This window comes from Nocardioides sp. GXQ0305, assembly GCF_050880345.1.
Classification (GTDB): Bacteria; Actinomycetota; Actinomycetes; order Propionibacteriales; family Nocardioidaceae; genus Nocardioides.
In genome coordinates this window covers 113,188-138,762 of sequence record NZ_JBNYXG010000005.1, presented here as the reverse complement: position 1 = coordinate 138,762, position 25,575 = coordinate 113,188, and the positions used below count along the sequence as shown (strand labels likewise).

Below are 25,575 nucleotides of genomic sequence, written 5' to 3'. Positions count from 1 at the left end.
CCGCCATCAGGCGCCGTGTCGCCGCAGCCCGTAGGTCATCCCGTCGACCAGGGCGCCCCACGAGGCCTCGATGACGTTGGCCCCCACGCCGACGGTGACCCAGGACGACACCCCGTCGGTGGTCTCGATCAGCACGCGGGTGACCGCGTCGGTGCCGTGGCCCTGGTCGAGGATCCGCACCTTGTAGTCGATGAGCTCGAACTTCGCGACCTCCGGGAACGCCTGCCCGATCGCCTCGCGCAGCGCCTGGTCGAGCGCGTTGACGGGCCCGTTGCCCTCCCCGGTGACGACGTAGCGCACGCCCTCGGCCCGCAGCTTCACCGTGGCCTCGGACAACGCCTCCTCGCCCGGCCGGGTCTCGGTGATGACCCGCCACGACTCGACGTCGAAGTACGCCGGACGCACCCCGTCGACCTCCTCGAGCAGCAACAGCTCGAACGACGCGTCGGCGGCCTCGAAGGTGTGGCCGCGCGACTCCAGCTCCTTGACCCGGGCGGTGACCCGCGTGACGAGCTCCGGGTCGCCGGCCAGGTCGAAGCCGAGCTCGCGACCCTTCAGCTCGACCGACGCACGACCCGCCATGTCGGAGACCAGCAGCCGCATGTCGTTGCCGACACCTGCGGGGTCCATGTGCTGGTAGAGGTCCGGGTCGACCTTGATCGCGCTCGCGTGCAGCCCGGCCTTGTGGGTGAACGCCGAGGTGCCGACGTACGGCTGCCGGCCCGCGGGCGGCACGTTGGTGACGTCGGCGACCGCGTGGGCGACCCGGGTGGCGTCACGCAGCAGACCCGCCGGCAGCACGGTCCGGTCCAGCTTGAGCTCGAGGTTGGCCACGACCGAGACCAGGTCGGCGTTGCCGGTGCGTTCGCCGTACCCGTTGATCGTCCCCTGCACGTGGCTCGCGCCGGCGTCAACGGCGGCCAGGGTGTTGGCGACCGCACAGCCGGTGTCGTTGTGGCAGTGGATGCCGACCCGTACCCCCGTCGTGCCGACGACGTCGTGCACCACGTCGGCGACCCAGCCCGGGAGCATCCCCCCGTTGGTGTCGCAGAGGGCGACGACCGAGGCGCCCGCGTCGTACGCCGTCCGCAGCACCTCGAGGGCGTAGTCGCGGTTGGCGCGGTAGCCGTCGAAGAAGTGCTCGGCGTCGAGGAACACCTCCTGGCCCTCCTCGCGCAGGTGGGTGACGGTGTCGCGGACCATCGCCAGGTTCTCCTCGAGGGTGGTCCGCAGCGCCAGGTCGACGTGACGGTCGTGGGACTTGGCCACGAGCGTCACGACGCCGGCGCCGGAGTCGCGGAGGGCGGCGACGAGCGGGTCGTCGGCCGCCGCGACACCCGCGCGACGGGTCGCCCCGAAGGCCGCGAGCCGCGCGTGGCGCAGGTCGAGCTCGTCGCGGGCACGCCGGAAGAACTCGGTGTCCTTGGGGTTGGCGCCCGGCCAGCCGCCCTCGATGTAGCCCACCCCGAGGTCGTCGAGGTGGCGCGCAATGGTGAGCTTGTCGGCGACGGAGAGGTTCAGGCCCTCCTGCTGCGCACCGTCACGCAGCGTCGTGTCGTAGACGTGGAAACCGTCGTTCAGGTCCATCGGGTGGAACTCTCCTTGCTACGTCACTGAGGTTTCGAGACGGGTCACACCAGTCCTCGCTCCGCTCGTACGTGCGCCGACCCTCCTCAACCTCCCGTCCCCAACGGCCCCTTCGCGGGCTCAGGGGCCGGGACGTGAAAAGACCTCCCGCGGGTACGAGAGGTCGGCGCGTCGAGGGGGTCGACGCGCTAGGCAATGATGATCCGGTGCAGCACCCGACGAGTGTCGCACGTGATCGCCCGCCGTGAGACGGCGTTCTCGCCATGCGGGCGGCCGAGGGCGTGCGTCGTACCCGAAATCCCCGTCGTCGGGAGCCGCTGTCCACCGCACCGATGTCGGGTACGACGAGGGGAGCCGGCGGTCAGCGCAGCTGCGAGAGCGGCGGGCCGATCGGCTCCCAGCTCGTGCCCTGCACCGTCGCGTACGCGCCGGCTCCGATGCCGGCAGCGAGCACGAGCAGCCAGGCGACGGCCCAGGACCCGGACGAGCGGGACACCGGCCGGACCAGGCGGTTGACCGGCCCGCTGAGGCGCGAGCCGCCCGGCCCCCACCACAGTGCGAGCGCCAGCACGGCGCCGCACGCCAGCAGCGTCGCCTGCGTCCCGAGGGCGAACGCGTAGCACAGCAGCCCGCAGGCCAGGGTGAGGCCGAGGCTCCACAGCAGGAGCAGCAGCGCTCCCGGGATCGCCTGCACGGCGTGCCACGGGGAGGCCAGCAACAGCTGGGGGCCGTCGTACCAACGGGACCCGCGCAGGGTACGACGGGCGCCCGCCGCGCTGCCGGCGAGCGAGCCGCTGCGCAGCAGCCACACCAGCAGGCTGACCACCGCCAGCGTCACCCACGGCGCCGCGGTGACCGCGGTGGCCGTGGCGAGGCCGAGGCTCGCGAGCAGCACCCCGCGCCGCAGCCGCTCGGCGAACGGTGTCCGGGGGGCGGGTGGCTCGTCGAGGTAGCGGGTGGCGCCGGGTGCCTCCTCCTCGTCGTCCTCGAACAGGCTGATCGTCGGCTGGCGGCCGGCGGCAGCGATCGCGAGCGGCGCCGTGTACGGGTCGTCGTCGAGGTCGCGGTCGGGACCCGGCGTGACCACCGTCGGCATCGGCCCGCCGCCGAGCGCGTCGCGGACCTGGTCGAGCGTGGGACGGCGCCGCGGGTCGGGATCGAGCGCCTGCTCGACGACCGCGGCCAGGTCGTGGGGCAGCCCGGAGAGGTCGTGCTGCCCGCGTCGGACGCGGTCCATCACCGCCATCGCGGGGCCGCGGCCGAACGGCGGCCGGCCGGTGCCGGCGTAGGCGACGGTCGCGGCCCACGAGTGGACGTCGGAGGCGGTCGTGGCGTCGTCGCCGTACAGGATCTCCGGGGCGAGGTAGCCGGGGGTGCCGAGCAACCAGCCGGTATGGGTCAGCCGCGGGTCGTCGGCGACACGCGCCAGGCCGAAGTCGATGAGGATCGGCGTCCGACCCTCCATGAGCACGTTGGACGGCTTGACGTCGCGGTGGAGCACTCCCACCGCGTGGACCGACGCGACCCCCTCGGCCAGGCAGTCGGCGAGCCACCGCAGGTCGTCGCCGGTGACCGCCCCCTCCTCCTGGACGAGCTCGTGCAGCGAGAGACCCGGCACGTAGCGGGTCGCGACGTAGGGCACCTCGCCCCACGGGTCGGCGTCGACGATCTCGGCGACCCAGCGGCTGCGGATGAGCGACAGCGAGTGCACCTCGCGGTCGAGACGCTGCCGGGCCTCCTCGTCGCCGACGGTGTGGGGCCGCAGCACCTTGAGCGCCACCCGAGGTCCCTCGCCGCGGCGGGCGAGGTGGACCACGCCCATGCCGCCCTCACCGAGCCGGGCGAGCAGGCGGTAGCCGCCGACGTGGAGCGTCGGGGCGTGCTCGGGGCGCGGGGACGTCACGCCTGAAGGCTACTTGTCGGAGCCGCCCGCGGACCGCAACTGGCACCGGATGCGGCACGCGGTGTTCAGGAACCGGAGGGGGTGCTGCCACACGTGGTGGAACAACCTGTCGTACCACGCCGGGACCCGGCCCTCCTGGTTCCGGTACACGCCGTGCCACCACCCGGCGCGGTCACCCGCCCCCTGACCGGATGCGGCACGCGGTGTTCACGAACCGGAGGGGGTGCTGCCACACGTGGTGGAACAACCTGTCGCACCACGTCCAGACCAGCCCCTCCTGGTTCCGGCCCACGCCGTGCCACCACCCGGCGTCCCGATCGCGAACGCGCTCAGCAGCCACCGGAGGGCCGCGTCCGCTTCAGCCCGCTGACGCGGGCTTCAGAAGACGCGGTGCATCCAGCCGAAGGTGTCCTCGGCCCGGCCGTACTGGATGTCGACCAGCGACTGCCGGATCCGGAGCGTCAGGTCGGTGCTGGCGGGAGCCGGCGCCTCCCCGCCGTTCCAGCACAGGTTGCCGACCGGCGTCACGACCGCCGCGGTGCCGCAGGCGAAGATCTCCACGATCTCGCCGCTGGCGACCCCGTCGCGCCACTCGTCGATGGAGAACTTCCGCTCCTCGACCTGGTGGCCGAGCTTGCCGGCGAGCTCGATGATGCTGGCCCGGGTGATCCCCTCGAGGATGGTGCCGGTCTCGGGCGTGACGATGCGACCGTCGGCGTGGACGAAGTAGAGGTTCATGCCGCCGAGCTCCTCGACGTACTTCCCCTCCAGGCAGTCGAGGAACACCACCTGGTCGCACCCCTGGGCAATCGCCTCCTGCTGGGCCACCAGCGAGCTGGCGTAGTTGCCGCCGGTCTTGGCCGCGCCCATCCCGCCGCGGCCGGCGCGGGTGTACTCCTCGGTCAGCCACAGCGTCACGGGCTTGACGCCGCCCTTGAAGTAGGCGCCGGCGGGGCTCGCGATCACCATGAAGGTGACGTGCTGGGCCGGACGGACGCCGAGGAACTTCTCGGAGGCGATCATGAACGGGCGGATGTAGAGCGACTTCTCGCCGGTGCTGTCAGGGACCCACCGCTCGTCCTGGGCGATCAGCGCGTCGACCGCCTCGACGAAGTCGGCCTCCGGCAGCTCGGGGAACGCCAGCCGCTGCGAGGAGCGCACCATCCGCTGGGCGTTGGCCTCCGGCCGGAAGGTCCACACCGAGCCGTCGTCGTGCCGGTAGGCCTTCATCCCCTCGAAGGTCTCCTGCGCGTAGTGCAGCACGGCCGTCGCGGGGTCCAGGGTGAGCGGGCCGTACGGCGTGATCCGCGCGTCGTGCCAGCCCGCGTCCGGCGTCCACTCGACCGTGAACATGTGGTCGGTGAAGTGGGTGCCGAAGCCGGGGTCGGCGAGGATCTCGGCGAGCCGGTCGTCGGCGACCGGCCGCTCGTTGCGGGTGGTGCTGATCTGCATGGGGCCAACCTATCCGAGGTCGGTTTCCCCGCTCAGGCGGGGAAACTGGAGGTTCGCGGGCGAAACTTCCCGCGCCAGGCTCCGGTTTCCCCGCTCAGCCGGGGAAACCGTCAGCCCGCGACGCGCGCCGCGATGGCGTCGCCGACGTCGGAGGTACGCCGGGACGCCCCCGGTACTCGCTCGGCGAGGTCGGCGACGACGGCCTCCTCGACCCGGGTGGCCGCCTTGGTGTGGCCGAGGTGGTCGAGCAGCAGTGCCGCGGACAGGATGGCGGCCGTCGGGTCGGCCTTCTGCCGGCCGGCGATGTCGGGCGCCGAGCCGTGTACCGGTTCGAACATCGACGGGGCCGTGCGGTCGGGGTTGACGTTGCCGGACGCTGCGAGGCCGATGCCGCCGGTGACGGCGGCCGCCAGGTCGGTGATGATGTCGCCGAACAGGTTGTCGGTGACGATCACGTCGAAACGCGCCGGGTCGGTGGACAGGAAGATCGTGGCCGCGTCGACGTGGAGGTAGTCGACCTCGATCTCCGGGAACTCCCGGGACACCTCGGCCACGACCCGGGACCAGACGGCACCGGCGTGGACGAGCACGTTGGTCTTGTGGACCAGCGTCAGCTTCCGGCGCGGCCGGGACTGGGCCCGCGCGAACGCGTCCCGGACCACCCGCTCGACGCCGAACGCCGTGTTCAGCGAGACCTCGGTGGCCACCTCCTGACGGGTGCCGGCCCGGATCGTGCCGCCGTTGCCGGTGTAGGGCCCCTCGGTGCCCTCGCGGACGACCACGAAGTCGATGTCGCCCTGGGCCAGCACGCTGTCGGCCAAGGGGGTCGGCACGCCCGGGAAGACCCGGGACGGCCGCAGGTTGACGTAGTGGTCGAGGGTGAAGCGCAGCTTGAGCAGCAGCCCCCGCTCGAGGATGCCGGGCGGGAGGTTCGGGTCTCCGGGCCTGCCGCCGACGGCCCCCAGCAGGATCGCGTCGTGCTCGCGGATCTCCGCGAGCACGGAGTCGGGCAGCACCTCACCGGTGGCGAGGTAGCGCTCGGCGCCGAGGTCGTAGCGCGTCGGCTCGAAGGTCGTGTCCGGGACGGACCCGAGGACCTTCAGGGCTTCGTCGGTGACCTCGGGGCCGATGCCGTCGCCGCCGATGACCGCGATCCGGTGGCCGGCACTCTGTGGGGGCGTCATGGGGCCCGAGGCTAGTTGTCGTCCGGTCGCGGCCCACCGTTGTCCCGCAGGTCGAGCGAGGCCTGGATCGCCTCGTGGCTGCGCGGGTTCTCGGGGTCGTGGGCTGCCGGTCCCCAGTCGGGGTACATCTCGTACATGGGTCTTTCTCCTGGTGTGGTCGTCAGTGGGCTGACGTCCCCGCGGCGGACGCCACGCCAGCCGGTCACGGATCGCGTGCCCGTCGGCGTCGGCGGTGCCAGGAGAGGTGTGCGGGTTGCGCGGTACGTCCGGAGGTCCCGCCGCGGGGCTGAGTCGTCTGCAGGTGGTGAGGGGCCACGCAACGCCGAACTCCGCGGCGAGGTGGCCCGCTCGTCAGGCCTCGCCGCGGCGCTCGATGAGTACGAACACGCTCCGCATGATGGGACCACCGTACGTGGCCTCCCGCGGGTGTGGGACCGGTTTCCACGGACCGTCCGGGATGCGAGACATCCGGACCGCGATGAGAGACTCCCCCCATGAAGGTGGACCTGTGAGCGCACCCCCCGAGCTGCCCGACATCGTCCGGCGCGCCTTCGACGTGACCCGCCGTGCGGGATACGTGTCGTTCTGCCGCAACGAGACCGGCCGGCTCCTGGCCACCCTCGCGGCCACCCGCGGGGGCACCCTCGCGGAGTTCGGGACCGGCACCGGCGTCGGGACGGCGTGGCTGCGCTCGGGAGTCCGGGACGACGCCCGCATCCTCACCGCCGAGCTCGACCCGAAGCTCGCCGGCGCCGCCGCCGAGATCTTCACCGACGACCCGCAGGTGGAGGTCAGGGCCGCCGACTGGGAGACCCTGAAGGAGGAGGGGCCGTTCTCGCTGCTCTTCCTCGACGCCGGCGACGAGGACGCCGTACGGGTCGACGCGGTCGCCGACCTGGTCGAGCCGGGCGGGATCGTCGTGCTCGACGACCTGACGCCGTGCGAGCAGTGGCCGCCGGTCTTCCACGGACGCGTGGACACCCTCCGGGAGCACTGGCTCACCGACGAGCGGTTCACGACCGTCGAGGTGATGGTGGCCGCCGACGCCGCCACCCTCATCGCGACGCGGAGCTGACCCCGAGCGCCCGGCGTCGGGCGCGCCACCACCGGCGACGCATCCAGCGACGGGCGCGGTGTGGCCAACCGGTCGGCATCCGGACGTCGCGGAGCGTCAGCCGGCGCCCGCGACCGAGCTCGGCAGCCTGGCCGAGGTAGAGCTCGGCACAGGCCAACGCGTCACCCAGCGCGTCGTGCTCGCGCCCGGAGGGGAGGCCGTAGCGCTCGCGTGCGACCCAGAGCTTGAGCGCACCCTCCGGCCACTCGGCGAGGTGGTCGCCGCGGAGCAGCCGCTTCTGCAGCGTCAGGGTGCACACGACCGGGCGCCGGGGCATCCGCTCCCCCACCTCGCGGTAGGCCGCGCGCAGGAACCCCCGGTCGAACGTCGCGTGGTGGGCCAGCAGCGCGCGTCCGTCGAGGGCTGCCCGCAGCTCGCGCAGCACGTCACGCAGCGGTGTTCCGGTCGCCAGGTCATCGTGGGTGAGCCCGTGGATGCCGGCCGCGGCACCCGGGTCGTCGCCGCGCACGACGAACCGGCGCGCCCCGGCGAGGTCGAGCCGGTCGCCGTCCACGGGCACCCAGCCGACCGCCACGACGCGGTCGTGCCCGGCGACCAGACCGGTCGTCTCCACGTCGACGGCGAGCAGCCGCAGCACCTCCGGCGAGACGGGCGCGGGGCGCACCACCAGCAGCGCGTCGTCGGTGACCACGAGGCCACCACCGACGGCGCCGGACCTCACGGCCACCACCTCGTCGGTCGGCGCGAGACGGCTGCCACGCGGGCGGAACGTCAGGGCGAGGCGATCAGCGGGGACGTCGACGCCCCGGGACGCGAGGAAGTCGCGGATCTCGGCGAGCTCGGCATCCAGGGGCACGGCGCCCATCATGCCGGTGGCGTCAGACAGTCCGGCCGGGATCGTCCAGGTCGACCACCCACGCCGGCAGCATCGCCTGGGCCAGCGGACCGATCAGCACGGCGTACAGCACCGTCCCGACTCCCAGTGCGCCGCCCAGCAGCAGTCCGACCAGGACCACGGTGGCCTCCAGGCCCGTGCGCACCAGCCGGAGCGACCGGCCCGTCACGCGCGAGAGTCCGGTCATCAGCCCGTCGCGGGGCCCGCGGCCGAGCTGGGCACCGATGTACATCGCGGTGGCCAGTCCGTTGAGCGCGATCCCGCCCAGCATCAGCGCGACCCGTGCCCCCATCGCGTCGGGGGGCTCGAGCAGGACGAGCGTCGCGTCGGCGGCGAGCCCGACCACGATCGCGTTGGAGACCGTGCCGAGGCCGGGCTGCTCGCGCAGGGGGATCCACAGGAGCAGGACCACGACGCTGAACAGGATCACCGCCTGGCCGAGGGTGATCGGCACGTGCTGGATGAAGCCCGAGTGCAGCACGTCCCACGGCGCCAGGCCGAGGTCGCCGCGCACCATCAGCGCGAGGGAGGCGCCGAACAGGACCAGCCCGACGTACAGCTGGACCAGTCGCCGCGGCAGCCGACCCGCCCGGAGCTGGGCGACCGGGCCGAGGTCGGCGAGCGGCGGCCGGGTGGTCACACCAGGCTGACGGCCCGGACGGCGTGCGCGTCGATGGCCGACTCGATCTCGACCAGGGTGTCGGCGGGGATGGCCGAGTCGACCGACAGCGCCACCAGGGCAGAGCCGCCCTTGGTGTCGCGCGAGACCTGCATCCCGGCGATGTTGACCTGCGCGTCACCGAGGATCCGGCCCACCGTCCCGACCATGCCCGGACGGTCCTCGTAGGTGAGGAACGCCAGGTGGTCGGTCGGCTCCACGTCGATGTCGAAGCCGTTGACCTCGACCAGCCGCTCCTTCTGGCTGATCCCGATCAGGGTGCCGCTCACCGAGACCTGCGACCCGTCGGCGAGGGTGCCGCGGATCGTGATCAGGTTGCGGTGGTCAGGACTCTCCGGGTCGGTGACCAGGCGTACGGCGGTGCCGCGCTCGGCCGCGAGCAGCGGCGCGTTCACGTAGGACACCTGGTCCTCGACGATGTCGGAGAACACGCCCTTGAGGGCCGCCAGCTCGAGCACCTTCACGTCGAACTCGGTGATCTCGCCGCGGACCTCGACGTCGAGCTGCTGGGCGACCTCGCCGGCCAGTCCGGTGAAGACCCGCCCGAGCTTCTCGGTCAGCGGGAGCCCGGGACGCACGTCCTCGGCGATCGCGCCCCCCTGGACGTTGACCGCGTCGGGCACCAGCTCACCGGACAGCGCGAGCCGCACCGACCGGGCGACCGCGACCCCGGCCTTCTCCTGGGCCTCGTCGGTGGAGGCACCGAGGTGAGGGGTGGCCACCACGTTCTCGAGCTCGAACAGCGGGCTGTCGGTGCACGGCTCCGAGGCGAACACGTCGAGGCCCGCCGCCGCGATCCGGCCGGTCTTCAGGGCGTCGTACAGGGCCGCCTCGTCCACGATCCCGCCGCGGGCGGCGTTGACCAGCACCAGCTGCGGCTTGGCCCGCGCCAGCTCGTCGGCGCCGATCAGGCCGAGGGTCTCCGGCGTCTTGGGCAGGTGGACGCTCATGAAGTCGGCCTCGGCGAGCAGCGTGTCGAGGTCGACCAGCCGGACCCCCATCTGCGCGGCGCGGCCCGCCTGCACGTAGGGGTCGTAGGCGATGACGTTCATGCCGAAGGCGCTCAGCCGCTGAGCGACGAGCACCCCGATGCGCCCGAGACCGACGATGCCGACGGTCTTCTCGTAGAGCTCGATGCCGGTGTACTTCGACCGCTTCCACTCCCCCTCCTTCAGCGCGGCGTGGGCCGGGCTGAGGTTGCGGGCGGCGGCGAGCATCAGCGCGACGGCGAGCTCGGCGGCCGAGACGATGTTGGAGGTCGGCGCGTTGACGACCATGACGCCGGCCTGGGTGGCGGCCTTGACGTCGACGTTGTCGAGGCCGACGCCCGCACGGGCGACGACCGTGAGCCGCTGTGCGGCGGCCAGCGCCTCGACGTCGACCTTGGTCGCGGAGCGGACCAGGACGGCGTCCACGTCGGCGATCGCGGGCAGCAGCTCGGCACGATCGGCGCCGTTGCAGTGCCGGATCTCGAAGTCCGGCCCCAACGCCTCGACGGTGGCGGGGCTGAGCTCTTCGGCGATGAGTACGACGGGCCGTGCTGGGTGGGGCGCGGTGGTCACAGCGGGTCCTCGCAGTGGGGATCTGGGAACGATCGGACGGGGAGGTGCACGACGCTGTGCGGCTCCACCCTACCCCGCGGTCCGGGCGCCGCCGATTCGGTGTCGCGGGTCGGCCGGCGGGGCCTCAGGTCGCGCATCCGTCCGGCCCGCACGCCTCGGCGTCGTCACCGCCGACGACCTGGACCAGCGGGTGCGAGTCGGCCCACGCCCGCTCCAGCAGCTCGCCGAACAGCTCGCTGGGCTGCGCGCCGGAGACGCCGTACCTCCGGTCGACGACGAAGAAGGGCACACCCGTCGCGCCGTACGCCGCCGCCTGGGCCGCGTCGGCAGCGACCTCGTCGGCGTACTCGTCGGAGTCGAGCACGGCCGCCACCCGTTCCTCGCGGAGGCCGACCGCCACCGCGGCCTCGCTGAGGACGGCCCGGTCCGCCGGGTTGCGTGCGTCCACGAAGTAGGCGTCGAGCAGGCGCTCCTTGAGCTCGCCCTGGAGGGCGGGACCGCCCTCGGCGAGCGCGAGGTGGAGCAACCGGTGGGCGTCGACCGTCGAGGCGCGCTGGGCGTCGTGGTAGTCGAAGGCCAGACCCTCGCCGGCTGCGATGCCGGTGACCCGGTCGATCATCTGCCGGCCGGCCTCCGGGCCGCCGCCGTACTTGCGGCCGAGGTGGGTGGCGATGGTCTCGGTCGCCTCGCGGGGTGCGTCGGGGTCGAGCTGGAAGGAGCGCCACACGATCTCCACCTCGTCGGCGTGCTCGAAGCCCGCGAGCGCGGACTCCAGCCGTCGCTTGCCGATGTAGCACCAGGGGCACACCACGTCGGACCAGATCTCGATCTGCATGCCCGCCCAACCGCGGCGCCTCGGCCGGTGTTCCCCGGGCCGACCCCGAGACCGGTCCCGGGGTCGGCCCGGGGTCGTGCGGGGGTCCGTCCCGGATGTGCCGGACCGGCGGAGGCGACGAGGCTGCGGACCATGATCACTGTTGACCGACTCACCAAGTCCTATCGCGGCGTCACCGCCGTCGACGACATCACCTTCGCCGCCCGACCGGGGCGGGTCACCGGCTTCCTCGGACCCAACGGCGCCGGCAAGTCCACGACGATGCGGATCATGGTGGGCCTCACCCCCGCCGGTTCCGGCACCGTGGAGGTGCTGGGCGGCCGCTACGCCGACCTGCCCAACCCCGGCCTCGAGGTGGGCGTCCTGCTCGACGCCTCGGCCCAGCACGCGGGTCGCACGGGCCGGGAGATCCTGACCGTGGCGGCGCTGACGATGGGGCTGCCCACGTCCCGGGTGCCGGAGATGCTCCGGACGGTGTCGCTCACCGACACCGAGGCGGACCGACGGGTCCGGAACTACTCGCTGGGGATGCGGCAGCGGCTGGGGATCGCCACCGCCCTGATCGGTGACCCGGCCGTGCTGATCCTCGACGAGCCGGCCAACGGCCTCGACCCGGCGGGCATCCGCTGGATGCGCGACCTGCTCCGGTCCTACGCCGACCAGGGCGGCACCGTGCTGCTCTCGTCCCACCTGCTGCACGAGATCGAGGTCATCGCCGACGACATCGTGGTCATCGGCAACGGCCGGATCGTCGCGCAGGGCACCAAGGAGGAGCTGCTCGCCGGTGCCGGCACCCTGGTCTCCTCCGACGACGACGTCCGCCTCGGCGCCGCCCTGGCCGAGGCCGGGGTCACCGTCGGCACGGCCGGCAGCTCGCTGCTGACCGAGGCGAGCGCCGGCGTCGTCGGGCGGATCGCCCTCGAGGCGGGGATCGCGCTGACCGAGCTCCGCGCCGCGGACGGAGCCGGCCTGGAGGAGATGTTCCTCGAGCTCACCGCGGAGTCCCAGCGCGAGAGCGCGCACACCGATCGCACCGAAGGAGCAGCAGCATGAGCACCCTGACCGTGAACGACGCCGGTACGGCCGTCGCGCCGCGTCCGCGTCGCAAGCCGGACCCGATCCCGACCAGCCGGATCGTCAAGGTCGAGTTCCGCAAGATGTTCGACACCCGAGCGGGCTTCTGGCTGATGGCGAGCATCGGCATCCTGGCCGTGCTCGCCACGGTCGCCGTCATCGCGTTCGCGCCCGACGAGGCGCAGACCCTCGACACCTACGCCACGGCGTTCGGGTTCCCCATGGCGGTGATCCTCCCGATGGTGGCGATCCTGTCGGTGACCAGCGAGTGGAGCCAGCGCAGCGGGCTCACCACCTTCACCCAGGTCCCCCACCGTGGCCGGGTGATCGCGGCGAAGGCGTTCTGTGCCGTCGTCGTGGGCGTGGTGTCGATGCTGGTGGCCCTCGGCATCGGCTCCCTCGGCAACCTGGTCGGCACCGCGATCTCCGGGGCGCCGACGACGTGGGACCTGGGCGCGTCGGCCTTCGCCAACATCGTGCTGGCGCAGGTGCTCGGCATGATGGTCGGGTTCATGCTCGGCGTGCTGATCCGCAACTCGGCCGGCGCGATCGTCGCCTACTTCGTGTACTCGCTGCTGCTGCCGACGGTGTTCGGGATGCTGGCCGCCTTCCAGGACTGGTTCCGCGACCTCCAGCCGTGGGTGGACTTCAACTACTCGTCGACCCGGCTGTACGACAACACCATGACCGGCGAGAACTGGGCCCAGCTCGGCGTCGCGGGCCTGATCTGGCTGGTGGTCCCGCTGGTGGTGGGGCTGGTGATGCTCCTCCGCTCGGAGGTCAAGTAGTCACGGGGCGTGCCCTACGCTCGCGGGCGTGGGCGTCCAGGACGAGGCGGAGCGGGTCGAGCCGGCCACTCTCGAGGAGTGGTCGGCCTGGCTCGCCGCCCACCACGCCGACACCGCGGGCGTCTGGCTGGTCTCGCCACGGCGGGAGGCCGACCGGGCGGTCGGCTACGAGCCCGCAGTCTGTGAGGCGCTGCGCTACGGCTGGGTGGACTCCACCCAGCGCCCGCTCGACGAGGGGCGGTCGATGCAGTGGTTCTCCCCGCGGCGACGCGGGAGCATCTGGACCCGCCGCAACAAGGAACGGGTCGCGCGGCTCGAGGCCGAGGGACGGATGGAGGCCCCCGGCGCGGCGGCGGTGGAGGCCGCCCGGGCGAGTGGCATGTGGACGCTGATGGACGACGTCGAGGACCTCGTCGTCCCGGCCGACCTGGCGGCGGCGTTCGACGCCCACCCCGGCTCGCGCGAGGCGTGGGAGGGGTTCCCGCCGTCGGCCCGCAAGCAGATGCTGGCCTGGATCGTGCTGGCGAAGAGGCCGGGGACCCGCGCCACCCGGGTCACGGAGACCGCCGCGCGCGCCGCGCGGGGCGAACGGTCGCAGTGAACCGTCAGGCGAACAGCGACTGACCGACGAACTCGCCGTCGGCACTCCCCGGCGGTACGGCGAACACCGCCGACCCGGTCACCTCGAGGTACTCCATGAGCGCGTCGACACGTGACATCGCGGTCTGGACGGGGACGAAGTGGGTGCCGGGGTCGCGGACGTAGGCGAGGAAGAACAGGCCGGCGTCCAGCCCGCCGAGCGTGTCGCTGCCGTCCACGAAGTTGTAGCCCCGCCGGAGCATCCGCACGCCGTCGTGCTGGTCGGGGTGGACGACCCGGACGTGGGCGTCGACCGGGATCACCGGCTCGTCGTTGCTCCCCGGCATCGCGAAGTCGGGCGGCGTGAACTCCTCACCCCCGGACAGCGGGGCGCCCTCGCCCTTGGTGCGGCCGACGAACCCCTCCTGCTCGCCCAGCGGCTGCCGGTCCCACACCTCGATCGTCATGTTGATCCGGCGCGCGACGAGGTAGGAGCCGCCGGCCAGCCAGGCCGCCTGCGGGTCGTCGTCGGCACCGACCCAGACGTGCTCGTCGAGCGCCTCGGTCTCCTCCGCCTTGACGTTGGCGGTGCCGTCCTTGAAGCCGAAGAGGTTGCGGGGCGTCGACTGGGAGGTCGAAGTGGTCGAGGTGCGGCCGAACCCCAGCTGGGACCACCGCACCGCCGTCGTCCCGAAGCCGATGCGGGCCAGGTTCCGGACCGCGTGCACGGCGACCTGGGGGTCGTCGGCACAGGCCTGCACGCACAGGTCGCCTCCCGAGCGTTCCGGGACCAGCACGTCGCCGGGGAAGTGCGGCAGGTCGCGCAGCGCCCGGGGACGTCGGTCGGCGATCCCGAACCGGTCACGCCCCTCTGCGTCGCGGAAGAGCGAGGGCCCGAAGCCGATGGTGATGGTGAGTCCGCTCGCCGGGAGGCCCAGCGCCTCACCGGTGTCCTCGGGCGGCGACGCCAGGGCCCCGTCGACCGCGCCGGTGTCGCCCACCGGCTCCCCGCGGGTCATCTGCTCGGCGGCGGCCGTCCAGGTCTCCAGCAGCGCCACCAGCTCCTCGCGGGAGTCGGTCACCACGTCGAAGGCCGCGAAGTGCAGCCGGTCCTGGGCGGGGGTGACGATGCCCCCCTGGTGCTCGCCCCGGAACGGGTACGTCGCGGCCCGAGCCGTGGAGGCGCTCGCCTGCTCGCCCGCGGGCTGCGTGAGGGCGTACGCGCCGGCGGCGGCGCCGGCCGCACCGGCCAGGACGGCGCCACCACCGATCAGTCCGCGGCGACTGAGTCGCGGACCGGACGACGAGGAGGGCGGGGTGGTCAGGACAGCACCGCCGCGGTCAGCTGCGAGAGCGGCTCGGACAGGGCGTTGACGGCATCGGCCAGCTGCTTCACCTCGGCCGGGGTCAGCTCGTCGTAGGTGACGAAGCCGTCACCCTCGCGGTGCTGGTCCAGGAGCGCCTGGAGCTCGTCGAACCGGGTCGAGAGCTGCTCGGCGAGCTCCGGGTCCTTCTGCTCCAGGATCGGCTCGACCCCCTCGAACGCCACCCGGGCACCGTCGACGTTGGCCTGGAAGTCCCACAGGTCGGTCCGCGACCAGTACTCCTCCTCGCCGGTGACCTTGCCGGTGGCGACCTCCTCCATCAGCCCGCGGGACCCGTTGGCGATGCTGTCGATGGTGTAGCGGAGCTCCTGGACGCGGACGTCGAGCTCGCTGGTGTTGTCGAGCAGGTCCTCGGCGTAGAAGGTGCGCTCGCGCTCGGTCAGCGGCGTGTAGTCCTCGGCGCGCTGCGGCCACAGGTCCTTCTCGATCACGTGCCACCCGGTCCACTCCTGGCCGGGCTCGAGGTCGGCCTCGCGGGCGTCCATGAGCGGGTCGAGGTCGCCGAAGGACTCGGCCACGGTCTCGATCCGCTCCCAGTGCTGACGGGCGTCCGGGTAGAGCGTCCGGGCGGCGTCGTCGTCGCCGCTGGTGTAGAGGTCGACGAAGCGCTCGGTCTTGACGAGCAGCTGGGCCGACTGGTCCTCGACGTACGCCGCGTAGTTGGCCTGGGCCTGCTTGACCAGCTCCTGCTCGTCGGCGCTCACCTCCACGTCCTGGTCGGACTCGGTGACGGTGAACTCGCCCCGGATGCCCTCGCCGGTCATCCCGGGCTTGCACGCGGTCACGTAGTCGCCGGCCGGAGCGCTGACCGTGAGCGGGCGGGTGATCCCGGGACCGATGTTCTCGACCTCCGCGACGATGCGCAGCCCGTCCTCACCGAGCAGGTAGAACTCCGTCACCTGGTCGCCGGTGTTGGTGACGTCGAAGGTGAGCGTGCCGGCCGGCGCCTCGGTGCCCGACAGCGAGCAGGCGTCGGCGGAGGACTCCACCGTGAGGGAGCGCGGGTCGCCCGATCCGCCGTCGCTGCTCGGGCGGGTGCTCTCGGTGCCGCACGCCGACAGGGTGGTGCCGACGAGGACGGCCGTGGTGGCGGCGAGCACGGACGTGCGGTTCATCGATGGAAAGCCTTTCGGTGGTTCGTGCGATCAGGACCCGGTCGGCGTGGCCGCCGGGCGGGGCGTCGCCTCGCGGCGGCGGATGGTCAGGAGGAAGAGCGGGAGCACGGTGCCGACGTAGGCCAGCCAGACCAGGCCCTCCAGCCAGGTCGTGGCCGGGGAGAAGTTGAAGATGCCCTTGAGGAGGGTGCCGAGCAGCGAGCCTGGCTCGAGCACGTGGCTCACGTCGAACATCGTGCTGTTCAGGCCGGGGAGCACGCCGGCCTCCTGCAGGTCGTGGACGCCGTAGGAGAGGACGCCGGCGGCCACCAGCACCAGCAGCACCCCGGTCCAGGTGAAGAAGCGGGTCAGGTTGATCCGGATCGCGCCCCGGTAGATGAGGTAGCCGAGCGCGACCGCGGTGGCGATGCCGAGCACGGCGGCGAGGAGCGGCCCGGCGGTGGTGGCCGCCGTGTCCGGCAGGTCCCGGCCGGTGGCGGTCCGGGTGGCGGTCCACAGGATCAGCGCCGTCTCGAGGCCCTCGCGGCCGACCGCGAGGAACGCGACGAGGACCAGCGCCCACCGGCTCTCGGCCGCGGCGTCCACGCGGCCCCGCAGGTCGCCGGCGATGCTCTTCGCCGCGCCGGCCATCCAGAAGACCATCCAGGTCACGAACGCCGCGGCCACGATCGACAGCACGCCCCCGACCAGCTCCTGGGTGCGGAAGGTCAGCTGCCGGCTCTGCAACCCCAGTCCGAGCGTGACGCCGATGCTCATCAGGATCGCGATCCCCACCCCGGCCCACACCCGCGGCAGCAGGTGGCGACGGCCCGACTTGACCAGGTAGGCCACGAGGATGCTGACCACCAGGGCGGCCTCGAGACCCTCCCGGAGGCCGATCAGGTAGTTCGCCAGCACAAGCCGAGAGCGTACGCCGGAGACTTAGGTTTGGCTAACCTGAACGTGTGGCGTGCGTCTCCTGCCGGGCGATGACCGGGCGGCGTACGAGCAGGGCGGCGAGGAACCCGATCGCGAGCGCCGCGAGCACGCCCAGGTTGGCGAACGCCCACGGGCCGTCGCGACCACCCAGCCCGAGCGGGCCGAGCAGGTATCCCTGCCAGTTGTTCCACGACGCCTCGGCGGAGAACAGGTTGACCACCAGCCCCCAGCCGACGACGGTCGCCACCGCCATGATCACCAGCGACGAGACGTCGAAGGCGCCGTAGCGACCGGTGCGGTCGAACAGTGCCGCCTCGTCGTAGTCGCGCTGCCGGGAGGCGATGTCGGCGATCATGATCCCCGCCCACGCCGCGAGCGGGACGCCGAGCGTGATCAGGAAGCTCTGGAAGGGACCGAGGAAGCTCTGCGCGACGAAGACGACGTAGATGGTCCCGACCGTGAGGATGACCCCGTCGACGAACGCCGCCGTGGGCCGCGGGATCCGCACCCCGAGCGAGATGAGGGTCAGGCCCGAGGAGTAGATGCCGAGCACCGCGCCGCTGACCAGCGAGAGCACGGCCGCCCCCAGGAACGGCACCAGGAACCAGGTCGGGAGGAGGGTCGCGAGGGTGCCGATCGGGTCGTTGGCGATGCCGTCGAGCAGCGGCTGGGAGGAGCTGGCGAGCGCGAGGCCGAAGACGACGAGCAGACAGGGGGCGAGCGCGCCGCCGAAGGTGTTCCAGCCGACGATCGCGGCCCCGGACGCGTCACGTCGCTGGTAGCGGGACCAGTCGGCCGCGATGTTGATCCACCCGAGGCCGAAGCCGGTCATCACCAGGACGAGCGCGCCGAGCACCGCCTGCGGCGAGCCGCTCGGCACGGCCGAGACCGCCGACCAGTCGACGTCGCCGACGGTGAGGACGACGTACGCCAGGGTCACGAAGCCGGTGAGCCAGGTGAGGACCGACTGCAACCTCATGATCAGGTGGTAGCCGGCGGCGCTGGCCCCGACGATCAGGGCGGCGACCACCACGGTCGCCACCACCTTGGTGCCGGTGCCGGACGACCAGCCGAGCCGGTCGAAGATCGTCGCCGTCGCCAGCACGGCGGCGATCGCCAGGAAGGTCTCCCAGCCGATGGAGACCAGCCAGGAGACCACGCCCGGGACCTTCTGCCCGTCGACGCCGAACGCCGCCCGGCTGAGCACCATCGTCGGCACCGAGCCGCGCTTGCCCGCGAGCGCGATCACGCCGCACAGCGCGAACGACGCGACGATCCCCAGCAGCGCCACGAGGACGCCCTGCCAGAAGGAGATGCCGAAGTACAGGATGAACCCGGCGTAGCTCAGGCCGAAGACGCTGACGTTGGCCGCGAACCACGGCCAGAAGAGGTCGGCCGGACGCGCGGTCCGCTGCGCCTCCTCGACGATCTCGATCCCCGTGCGCTCCACGCCGAGCCGCCGGGTCGCCTGCAGGTCGCTCATGCCCTCATGGTCCCGCGTCCGGCGTCCGTGGTGCGACCCGGGCCCCGGCGCGTCAGCCGCGCGTGGCGGTGCCCTCGACGTAGTCGGAGTCGTGGGACTTCACCCAGGCCATCAGCTTGCGCAGCTCGCGACCGGTCTCCTCGATCGGGTGCTGCTCGCCCTTCCTGCGGAGCTCGGCGAACTCGGGCGCGCCGGCGTCCTGGTCGGCGATGAAGCGCTGCGCGAAGGTGCCGTCCTGGATCTCCCCGAGGATGGTCTGCATGTGCTGCTTCACGTCCGGAGTGATGATGCGCGGGCCGGAGACGTAGTCGCCGTACTCGGCGGTGTCGGAGACCGACCAGCGCTGCTTGGCGATGCCGCCCTCGTACATCAGGTCCACGATCAGCTTCAGCTCGTGGAGGCACTCGAAGTAGGCGACCTCGGGCTGGTAGCCGGCCTCGATGAGCGTCTCGAAGCCGTACATGACCAGCTGGCTGGCGCCGCCGCAGAGCACGGCCTGCTCGCCGAACAGGTCGGTCTCGGTCTCCTCGGCGAACGTGGTCCTGATGCCGCCGGCCCGCAGGCCGCCGATCGCCTTGGCGTAGGACAGCGCGACGTCCCAGGCCTGGCCGGAGGCGTCCTCCTCGACGGCGACGAGGACCGGCACGCCCCGGCCGTCGACGTACTCGCGCCGCACCAGGTGGCCGGGACCCTTGGGCGCGACCATGAACACGTCGACCCCCTCGGGCGGGGTGATGTAGCCGAAGCGGATGTTGAAGCCGTGGCCGAAGACCAGGGTGTCGCCGGCCGCCAGGTGGGGCTCGATCTCGTCGCGGTAGAGGTTCCGCTGCACCTGGTCGGGCGCGAGGATCACCACGACGTCGGCCTCCTCCACGGCCTCGGCAGGCGTGAGGACGCGCAGTCCCTCGGCCTCGGCCTTGGCACGCGAGGTGCTGCCCTCCTTGAGCCCGACCCGGACGTCGACCCCGGAGTCGCGCAGCGACAGCGCGTGCGCGTGACCCTGGCTGCCGTAGCCGATCACCGCGACGTTCTTGCCCTGGATCAGGGCGAGGTCGGCGTCGTCGTCGTAGAACATCTCAGCCACGGGTGGCTCTCCTTCTGGTTGTTGGCCTGGTCTGGTTCTGGTCTGGTTCTGGTCTGCTGCTGTCTCCCGGGGTTTCGAGGCTCGGGCCTGGCGGCCCTCGCACCTCAACCTCCGTCGGGGGTACGGCCCTCGCACCTCAACCTCCGTCGGGGGTACGGCCCTCGCACCTCAACCTCCGTCGGGGGTACGGCCCTCGCACCTCAACCTCCGTCGGGGGTACGGCCCTCGCACCTCAACCTCCGTCGGGGGTACGGCCCTCGCACCTCAACCTCCGTCGGGGGTACGGCCCTCGCACCTCAACCTCCGGTGCGGGCCGGCCGACGTCAGCCGGCGGGAGCGGCCTTGCGGCCGGGCGGTGGGGCCGGGACGGGCACCGGTCGCAGGGTGCGCTCGGAGATCGAGCGGGAGCCCCGACCGATCGCGACCATCCCGGACTGGACGAGCTCGCGGATGCCGAACGGCTCGACCACCTTGAGGAAACCGGCGAGCTTGTCGGCGTTGCCGGTCACCTCGACGGTCACTGCGTCCGGGGCCACGTCGACCACCCGCGCCTTGAACAGCTGTACGGCGTCCAGCACCTGGCCGCGGGTCGCGGTGTCGGCGCGGAGCTTGACCAGCAGCAGCTCGCGGTTGACCGAGGCGGGGTCGTCGAGCTCGACGACCTTGATCACCTCGACCAGCTTGTTGAGCTGCTTGGTGACCTGCTCGAGGGGCGACTCGTCGACGTTGACCACGATCGTCATCCGGGAGATCGCGGCGTGCTCGGTCGGCCCCACCGCGAGCGAGTGGATGTTGAACCCGCGGCGGCTGAACAGCCCGGCGATCCGGGCGAGCACACCCGGCTTGTTCTCGACGAGGACCGACAGCGTGTGGGTCGTGGGCCCGTTCACAGTTCGTCCTCCTCGAAGTCGGGGGCGAGGTCGCGGGCGTACTGGATGTCGTCGTTGGAGGCGCCAGCGGCGACCATCGGCCACACCATCGCGTCGCGGTGGACCCGGAAGTCGACCACCACCGGGACGTCGTCGATCTCCATCGCCTTCTCGATGGTGGCGTCGACGTCGTCGGGGTCGTCGCAGGACAGCCCGACGCAGCCGTACGCCTCGGCCAGCTTGGGGAAGTCGGGGATCCGGACGGGCTCCCCGACGCGCTGCAGGTCGGTGTTGGAGTAGCGCTCGCTGTAGAACAGCGTCTGCCACTGCCGGACCATGCCCAGCGACTCGTTGTTGATGACAGCGACCTTGATCGGGATGTCGTTGATCGCGCAGGTGGCGAGCTCCTGGTTGGTCATCTGGAAGCACCCGTCACCGTCGATCGCCCACACGGTCGCGTCGGGGCGACCGACCTTGGCCCCCATCGCGGCCGGGACCGCGAAGCCCATGGTCCCGAGGCCGCCGGAGTTGATCCACGTGTTGGGCTTCTCGTACCCCACGAAGTGGGCCGCCCACATCTGGTGCTGGCCGACCCCGGCGCAGTAGACCGCGTCCGGCCCGGCGATCGCGCCGAGCCGCTCGGTCACCAGCTGGGGGGCCAGGGAACCGTCGGCCGGGGCGTCGTAGCCGAGCGGGTACTGCTGCTTCACCCCGGCCAGGAACGCCACCCAGGACTCGTAGTCGCCAGTCCGCCCCTGCTCGGCCTCGGCCTGCAGCGCGACGACCAGGTCGGAGATCACCTCGCGGCAGTCACCCACGATCGGGACGTCGGCGTGCCGGTTCTTGCCGATCTCGGCCGGGTCGATGTCGGCGTGGATGACCTGCGCACCCGGGGCGAACGACGCCAGGTTGCCGGTGACCCGGTCGTCGAACCGGGCGCCGAGGCTGATGATCAGGTCGCTCTTCTGGAGCCCGGCGACCGCCGCGACGGTGCCGTGCATCCCCGGCATGCCGAGGTGCTGCGGGTGGCTGTCGGGGAACGCGCCGCGAGCCATCAGCGTCGTGAGCACCGGCATCCCGGTGAGCTCGGCCAGGCGCGCGAGCTCGGCGGTGGCCCGCGCGCGGATGACGCCGCCGCCGACGTAGAGCACCGGCCGCCGGGCCTCGAGGATCAACCGGGCCGCCTCGCGGATCTGCTTGGAGTGGGGTCGGGTCACGGGTCGGTAGCCGGGCAGGTGCAGCTCCCCCGGCCACGCGTGCGACGTGGTCGCCGTGAGCGCCGACTTCGCCACGTCGACCAGCACCGGGCCGGGACGCCCCGTGGCGGCGATGTAGAACGCCTCGGCGACCGTCCGTGGGATGTCGGCCGGGTCGGTCACCAGGAAGTTGTGCTTGGTGATCGGCATCGTGATGCCGCGGATGTCGGCCTCCTGGAAGGCGTCGGTCCCGATGGCGGCCGCACCGACCTGGCCGGTGACGGCGACGATCGGCACCGAGTCCATGTGGGCGTCCGCGATCGGTGTCACGAGGTTGGTCGCGCCGGGGCCCGAGGTCGCCATGCAGACTCCGACCCGGCCGGTGGCGACGGCGTACCCCTGGGCGGCGTGGCCCGCGCCCTGCTCGTGGCGAACCAGCACGTGGCGGATCGTGGAGTCCATCAGGGGGTCGTACGCCGGCAGGATGGCGCCGCCGGGGATGCCGAAGACGTGCTCGGCCCCGGCCGCCTCCAGCGACGCGATCAGGCTCTGCGCGCCGGTCATCTCGGTCATGTGTGGTGCCCTGTCCCTCGTCCCTCGTGGCCAACAAACGGTGCAGAAATGAAAAGGCCCCTCAGTTGCCAGGCAACGAGGGGTGACGCGTCGGCGGATCGTGCGATCAGTCGGCGCGTCCGTGGCGTACAAGAAGCTGGTGCAGCATGCCGGAAGCGTACGCCGCGGCTCGTCGGCCCGTCACCCGAGTGTGACAGGCGTCTCGGATCGCAGGACGCCGGTCCCACATGTTGGCTCAGTCGGGCAGCACCCGCTGGCCGATCGGCCCGGGGTTGTGGGCCACCTCCCACCGGAAGCCGTCCGGGTCGGCGAAGTAACCGGTGTAGCCGCCCCACTCGCGTTCGACGGCGTCGGAGACCTCGGGCGACCCGGCCGCGCGGGCGACGGCCAGCACCCCGTCGACCTCCGGCCTGGTCGCCAGGTTGTGGGCCAGGGTGATCGGCACGATGCCGCTCCCCCGGCGCACCGGACCGACCTCGGCCTCGAAGCCCCACTCGGCCCACAGCGAGAGCACCACCTTGTCGGCCACCTCGAACATCAGGACCTCGTCCTCGTGCTCGAAGTCCGGCTCCCAGCCCAGCCCGTCGACGTAGAACCGACGGGTCGCGGCCAGGTCGGCGACGGCGAGGGTGACGAACGAGACGCGCGGATCCATGCCCACGAGCCTGTCATGTCGAACCGGCGCGCTTGATGGCACGACGTACGGTGACGTGCGACCTTGCAATAGTGTGTGTCACACACTATTGTGCCTGGCATGGACAGCGAGCTGATCGCCACCCACGTCGCGGAGCTGCGACGCGGCACCGTGGTGCTGGCGTGCCTCTGCCTGATGGGCGAGCCCCGCTACGGCTACGCACTGCTCAGCACGCTCGAGGACGCCGGGTTCGAGGTGGACGCGAACACGCTCTACCCGCTGCTGCGGCGCCTCGAGAGGAAGGGCCTGCTGACCAGCGAGTGGAACACCGACGAGGCGCGACCCCGCAAGTTCTACGTCCTCACCGACGACGGCCACGCCGCGCGCGACGCGCTCGCGCGGGAGTGGACCGACCTCGACGTCCGCGTCCGCGCGGCCCTGGAAGGGAGCACCCGATGACCACCACCCTGACCGACCCGCTCGTCGAGCGCTACGTCGCCGCCGTCGGGTCGCGGCTGCCGGCCGACCAGCGGGACGACGTCGCCGACGAGCTGCGGGCGAGCATCCTCGACCAGGTCGAGGACCGGCAGGCCGCGTCCCCCGGGGCCGACCGCGAGACGGTCGTCCGTGAGGTCCTGACCGGCCTGGGGGATCCCGCAGCGCTGTCACGGGAGTACCACGCCGGACCCCGGTACCTGGTCGGGCCGGCCTTCTTCGACGCGTGGTGGCAGGTGCTCCGCACCCTGCTCCTCATCGTCCCGCCGATCGTCGGCGTCGCCTCGATCGCCGCCGGCCTCTGGGCAGGCGACCAGAAGACGGCCGCGGTCGTCGTCGACGGGGTCGGGACCGCGTTCGCGGTCGGCGTGCAGATCACGTTCTGGCTGACGCTCGTCTTCTGGCTGCTCGAGCGCAGCGGCGCCGGCGCCCCCGGCGAAGGGGGCGGGGAACCCTGGACGGTCGACCGGCTCCCGGCGCTGCCGAAGCAGCGGACGCTCGGTGTCACCGAGCTCGTGAGTGGGCTCGGGTTGGTCCTGATCGTGCTGCTCTGGTTCCCGTGGCAGCAGTTCCGGTCCCCCGTGGACGGGGTCGACGGCGAGCCGGTGCCGATGCTCAACCCCGCCCTGTGGGCCGACTGGCTCTGGGTGCTCGTCGGCCTGATGGTCGCCTGCCTCGTGCTGGAGGTCGTGAAGTACGCCGTCGGCAACTGGACCACGGCCGTGACGACGTTCTCGGTCACCCTCGACCTGGTGATCGGGGCGTTCATGGCGGTGCTGGTCGACACCCAGCAGCTCGCCAACCCCGAGCTCTTCGTCCGGGCCGACGACCCCGCCGCGGCGGCCACGACGACCGAGTCGATCGTGCTGCTGGTGACGCTGGCCGTGGTGGCGATCAGCATCTGGGACGCCGTGGCCGGCCACCTCGCCTACCGGCGCCGCGCCGCCGGCTAGCTGCCTCTGGCTGCCGAGGCCTGCCGCTCCAGCTCCTCGCGCACGGCGGCGATCCCGCGGTGGACCTCGGCGAACGAGGTGGACAGCGGCGAGAGGCCGACCCGGAGGCCGCCGGGCTCGCGGTAGTCCGGGATCACGTCGCGTCGCCACAGCGCGGCAACGACCTGCGCCATCGCGGGGTGCGCGAGGGTGACGTGGCCGCCGCGGCGCGCGGGGTCGCGCGGTGAGGCGACCTCGACGCCGAGCGGGGCCAGCTGCTCGTCGGCCAGCGCCACGGCGTACGAGGTCAGCGCCACCGACTTCTGGCGGACCGCGTCGATCCCGACCTCGGCCAGCATCGCCACCATGTCCCGCAGCGGTACCATCGCCAGGACCGGCGGCGTCCCGGACAGGAAACGGCGGACACCGGCGACCGGTGCGTACGCCGGCCCCATGACGAACGGGTCGGTCGAGCCCATCCAGCCCTGGACCGGTTGGGTCAGCGCCTCGTGATGGCGGGTGGCGAGGTAGACGTAGGCGGGCGACCCCGGGCCACCGTTGAGGTACTTGTAGGTGCACCCGACCGCCAGGTCGACACCCCACGCGTCGAGCTCGACCGGCACCGACCCGCCCGCGTGCGAGAGGTCCCACAGCATCAGCGCCCCGGCGTCGTGGACGACCCGGGTCACCGCCTCCGCGTCCGCCAGCCACGCCGAGCGGTAGGCCACGTGGCTCAGCGACACCAACGCGGTCTGCTCACCGACGGCCTCGGCGACCTGGTCGGGGGTCACCCCTGCGGCCGGGTCGGTGTCGATCCAGCGCACGGTCAGGCCGCACTCGCGCGCCACCCCGTCGGCGACGTAGCGGTCGGTGGGGAACTCGTCGCGGTGGAGCACGATCTCGGTCCGGCCGGGTCGGGCGGCCACCGCCGCGCGCATCGCCTTGTACAGCAGCACCGTGGTCGAGTCGCCGACCGCCACCTGCCCGGGGGCGGCTCCGAGCGCCACCCGGCCGATCTCGTCGCCCAGGGTCAGCGGCAGGTCGAACCACTCCTCGTCCCAGCCGCGGATCAGGCGACTCCCCCACGCCCCGGCGACGAACCCCGCGAGGCTCTCCCCGGATCTGCGCAGCGGACGCCCGAGCGAGTTGCCGTCGAAGTAGACCAGGTCGGTCTCCGCCCCGACGAAGCGGTCGCGCAGGTGCGCCAGCGGGTCGGCGGCGTCGAGGGAAGCGGCGTCCACGGGGACTGTCTACCCCATGGCCGCACCGTGGACCCAC

24 protein-coding genes are annotated in these 25,575 nt (G+C 72.4%); 6 read left to right on the top strand and 18 right to left on the bottom strand.

Features of this window, described 5'->3' with window-relative positions:
- Positions 1-6 precede the first annotated feature (6 nt).
- From cimA to ACQ1X7_RS14340, 5 genes are all read right to left on the bottom strand, one after another.
- Positions 7-1,587, bottom strand: a complete 1,581-nt coding sequence (gene cimA, locus ACQ1X7_RS14360; RefSeq protein ID WP_432478897.1) for a citramalate synthase — start codon at positions 1,585-1,587, stop codon at positions 7-9.
- A gap of 361 nt (positions 1,588-1,948) precedes the next feature.
- Positions 1,949-3,490 (bottom strand): serine/threonine-protein kinase, encoded by a 1,542-nt coding sequence (locus tag ACQ1X7_RS14355; RefSeq protein ID WP_432478896.1) that lies wholly within the window; start codon positions 3,488-3,490, stop codon positions 1,949-1,951.
- Between the two features lie 378 nt (positions 3,491-3,868).
- Positions 3,869-4,942 (bottom strand): branched-chain amino acid aminotransferase, encoded by a 1,074-nt coding sequence (locus tag ACQ1X7_RS14350; protein WP_432478895.1) that lies wholly within the window; start codon positions 4,940-4,942, stop codon positions 3,869-3,871.
- 110 nt (positions 4,943-5,052) lie between these two features.
- A complete protein-coding gene (locus ACQ1X7_RS14345; RefSeq protein ID WP_432478894.1) occupies positions 5,053-6,126 on the bottom strand; it encodes a 3-isopropylmalate dehydrogenase in 1,074 nt (357 codons plus the stop codon).
- Between the two features lie 11 nt (positions 6,127-6,137).
- Positions 6,138-6,263 carry a hypothetical protein gene (locus tag ACQ1X7_RS14340; RefSeq protein WP_432478893.1) on the bottom strand — a complete coding sequence of 42 codons (126 nt, stop codon included), beginning with the start codon at positions 6,261-6,263 and terminating at the stop codon, positions 6,138-6,140.
- Between the two features lie 371 nt (positions 6,264-6,634).
- Here ACQ1X7_RS14340 and ACQ1X7_RS14335 point away from each other — a divergent pair, with 371 nt between their 5' ends.
- The gene (locus ACQ1X7_RS14335) at positions 6,635-7,201 is read left to right on the top strand and encodes an O-methyltransferase (protein WP_432478892.1); all 567 of its coding nucleotides are present in this window, start codon (positions 6,635-6,637) and stop codon (positions 7,199-7,201) included.
- Here the strand turns inward: ACQ1X7_RS14335 and ACQ1X7_RS14330 are convergent.
- From ACQ1X7_RS14330 to ACQ1X7_RS14315, 4 genes are all read right to left on the bottom strand, one after another.
- Entirely contained in the window at positions 7,182-8,057 is an 876-nt protein-coding gene (locus ACQ1X7_RS14330; protein ID WP_432478891.1) for a 3'-5' exonuclease, read from the bottom strand. The genes ACQ1X7_RS14335 and ACQ1X7_RS14330 overlap by 20 nt on opposite strands.
- Before the next feature lie 22 nt (positions 8,058-8,079).
- Positions 8,080-8,736, bottom strand: coding sequence for a YczE/YyaS/YitT family protein (locus ACQ1X7_RS14325; RefSeq protein WP_432478890.1), 657 nt, complete (start codon positions 8,734-8,736; stop codon positions 8,080-8,082).
- Complete coding sequence (serA, locus tag ACQ1X7_RS14320) at positions 8,733-10,337, bottom strand: phosphoglycerate dehydrogenase (RefSeq protein ID WP_432478889.1); 1,605 nt, start codon at positions 10,335-10,337, stop codon at positions 8,733-8,735. The genes ACQ1X7_RS14325 and serA overlap by 4 nt, the downstream gene beginning before the upstream one ends.
- Positions 10,338-10,461: 124 nt before the next feature.
- Positions 10,462-11,172, bottom strand: a complete 711-nt coding sequence (locus ACQ1X7_RS14315; protein WP_432478888.1) for a DsbA family oxidoreductase — start codon at positions 11,170-11,172, stop codon at positions 10,462-10,464.
- 132 nt (positions 11,173-11,304) lie between these two features.
- Between ACQ1X7_RS14315 and ACQ1X7_RS14310 the strand changes: the two genes are divergently transcribed.
- Genes ACQ1X7_RS14310 through ACQ1X7_RS14300 form a run of 3 tightly spaced genes read left to right on the top strand, consistent with a single transcriptional unit; the run spans position 11,305 to position 13,635 of the window.
- Positions 11,305-12,225, top strand: coding sequence for an ABC transporter ATP-binding protein (locus ACQ1X7_RS14310; RefSeq protein WP_432478887.1), 921 nt, complete (start codon positions 11,305-11,307; stop codon positions 12,223-12,225).
- Entirely contained in the window at positions 12,222-13,034 is an 813-nt protein-coding gene (locus ACQ1X7_RS14305) for an ABC transporter permease (protein ID WP_432478886.1), read from the top strand. The genes ACQ1X7_RS14310 and ACQ1X7_RS14305 overlap by 4 nt, the downstream gene beginning before the upstream one ends.
- Positions 13,035-13,062: 28 nt before the next feature.
- Positions 13,063-13,635, top strand: a complete 573-nt coding sequence (locus ACQ1X7_RS14300) for a YdeI/OmpD-associated family protein (protein WP_432478885.1) — start codon at positions 13,063-13,065, stop codon at positions 13,633-13,635.
- A 4-nt stretch (positions 13,636-13,639) separates the two neighbouring features.
- Here the strand turns inward: ACQ1X7_RS14300 and efeB are convergent, their stop codons facing one another.
- The 8 genes from efeB to ACQ1X7_RS14260 form a co-directional block, all read right to left on the bottom strand.
- Positions 13,640-14,938: an iron uptake transporter deferrochelatase/peroxidase subunit gene (gene efeB / locus ACQ1X7_RS14295; RefSeq protein WP_432479074.1), complete on the bottom strand. Its 1,299-nt coding sequence runs from the start codon at positions 14,936-14,938 to the stop codon at positions 13,640-13,642.
- Positions 14,935-16,113 (bottom strand): iron uptake system protein EfeO, encoded by a 1,179-nt coding sequence (gene efeO, locus ACQ1X7_RS14290; protein WP_432478884.1) that lies wholly within the window; start codon positions 16,111-16,113, stop codon positions 14,935-14,937. The genes efeB and efeO overlap by 4 nt, the downstream gene beginning before the upstream one ends.
- A gap of 30 nt (positions 16,114-16,143) precedes the next feature.
- On the bottom strand, positions 16,144-17,010 hold the full coding sequence (efeU, locus tag ACQ1X7_RS14285) for an iron uptake transporter permease EfeU (protein ID WP_432478883.1): 867 nt from the start codon (positions 17,008-17,010) through the stop codon (positions 16,144-16,146).
- Between the two features lie 34 nt (positions 17,011-17,044).
- Positions 17,045-18,514, bottom strand: a complete 1,470-nt coding sequence (locus ACQ1X7_RS14280; RefSeq protein ID WP_432478882.1) for a purine-cytosine permease family protein — start codon at positions 18,512-18,514, stop codon at positions 17,045-17,047.
- A gap of 52 nt (positions 18,515-18,566) precedes the next feature.
- Positions 18,567-19,598 (bottom strand): ketol-acid reductoisomerase, encoded by a 1,032-nt coding sequence (gene ilvC, locus ACQ1X7_RS14275; protein WP_432478881.1) that lies wholly within the window; start codon positions 19,596-19,598, stop codon positions 18,567-18,569.
- 323 nt (positions 19,599-19,921) lie between these two features.
- Positions 19,922-20,488, bottom strand: coding sequence for an acetolactate synthase small subunit (gene ilvN / locus ACQ1X7_RS14270; RefSeq protein WP_432478880.1), 567 nt, complete (start codon positions 20,486-20,488; stop codon positions 19,922-19,924).
- On the bottom strand, positions 20,485-22,236 hold the full coding sequence (locus ACQ1X7_RS14265) for an acetolactate synthase large subunit (protein ID WP_432478879.1): 1,752 nt from the start codon (positions 22,234-22,236) through the stop codon (positions 20,485-20,487). The genes ilvN and ACQ1X7_RS14265 overlap by 4 nt, the downstream gene beginning before the upstream one ends.
- 235 nt (positions 22,237-22,471) lie before the next feature.
- Positions 22,472-22,891, bottom strand: coding sequence for a VOC family protein (locus tag ACQ1X7_RS14260; RefSeq protein WP_432478878.1), 420 nt, complete (start codon positions 22,889-22,891; stop codon positions 22,472-22,474).
- A gap of 99 nt (positions 22,892-22,990) precedes the next feature.
- On the opposite strand from ACQ1X7_RS14260, the gene ACQ1X7_RS14255 reads away from it, so the two are divergent.
- Both ACQ1X7_RS14255 and ACQ1X7_RS14250 read left to right on the top strand, forming a co-directional pair.
- Complete coding sequence (locus tag ACQ1X7_RS14255; RefSeq protein ID WP_432478877.1) at positions 22,991-23,329, top strand: PadR family transcriptional regulator; 339 nt, start codon at positions 22,991-22,993, stop codon at positions 23,327-23,329.
- Complete coding sequence (locus ACQ1X7_RS14250; RefSeq protein ID WP_432478876.1) at positions 23,326-24,318, top strand: HAAS signaling domain-containing protein; 993 nt, start codon at positions 23,326-23,328, stop codon at positions 24,316-24,318. Before ACQ1X7_RS14255 ends, ACQ1X7_RS14250 begins: the two co-directional genes overlap by 4 nt.
- Here the strand turns inward: ACQ1X7_RS14250 and ACQ1X7_RS14245 are convergent.
- Positions 24,315-25,538 carry a kynureninase gene (locus ACQ1X7_RS14245; protein WP_432478875.1) on the bottom strand — a complete coding sequence of 408 codons (1,224 nt, stop codon included), beginning with the start codon at positions 25,536-25,538 and terminating at the stop codon, positions 24,315-24,317. The two genes, ACQ1X7_RS14250 and ACQ1X7_RS14245, sit on opposite strands and share 4 nt — an antisense overlap.
- Positions 25,539-25,575: the final 37 nt, after the last annotated feature.

Excerpts from the sequence above, each read along its gene's own strand:
- ACQ1X7_RS14315 (WP_432478888.1), bottom strand. The coding sequence starts at position 11,172 with ATGCAGATCGAGATCTGGTCCGACGTGGTGTGCCCCTGGTGCTACATC.
- ACQ1X7_RS14345 (WP_432478894.1), bottom strand. The coding sequence starts at position 6,126 with ATGACGCCCCCACAGAGTGCCGGCCACCGGATCGCGGTCATCGGCGGC.
- ACQ1X7_RS14305 (WP_432478886.1), top strand. The coding sequence starts at position 12,222 with ATGAGCACCCTGACCGTGAACGACGCCGGTACGGCCGTCGCGCCGCGT.
- ACQ1X7_RS14350 (WP_432478895.1), bottom strand. The coding sequence starts at position 4,942 with ATGCAGATCAGCACCACCCGCAACGAGCGGCCGGTCGCCGACGACCGG.
- ACQ1X7_RS14250 (WP_432478876.1), top strand. The coding sequence starts at position 23,326 with ATGACCACCACCCTGACCGACCCGCTCGTCGAGCGCTACGTCGCCGCC.
- ACQ1X7_RS14340 (WP_432478893.1), bottom strand. The coding sequence starts at position 6,263 with ATGTACGAGATGTACCCCGACTGGGGACCGGCAGCCCACGACCCCGAG.
- cimA (WP_432478897.1), bottom strand. The coding sequence starts at position 1,587 with ATGGACCTGAACGACGGTTTCCACGTCTACGACACGACGCTGCGTGAC.
- ACQ1X7_RS14255 (WP_432478877.1), top strand. The coding sequence starts at position 22,991 with ATGGACAGCGAGCTGATCGCCACCCACGTCGCGGAGCTGCGACGCGGC.
- ACQ1X7_RS14310 (WP_432478887.1), top strand. The coding sequence starts at position 11,305 with ATGATCACTGTTGACCGACTCACCAAGTCCTATCGCGGCGTCACCGCC.
- ACQ1X7_RS14260 (WP_432478878.1), bottom strand. The coding sequence starts at position 22,891 with ATGGATCCGCGCGTCTCGTTCGTCACCCTCGCCGTCGCCGACCTGGCC.
- ACQ1X7_RS14280 (WP_432478882.1), bottom strand. The coding sequence starts at position 18,514 with ATGAGCGACCTGCAGGCGACCCGGCGGCTCGGCGTGGAGCGCACGGGG.
- ACQ1X7_RS14265 (WP_432478879.1), bottom strand. The coding sequence starts at position 22,236 with ATGACCGAGATGACCGGCGCGCAGAGCCTGATCGCGTCGCTGGAGGCG.
- efeO (WP_432478884.1), bottom strand. The coding sequence starts at position 16,113 with ATGAACCGCACGTCCGTGCTCGCCGCCACCACGGCCGTCCTCGTCGGC.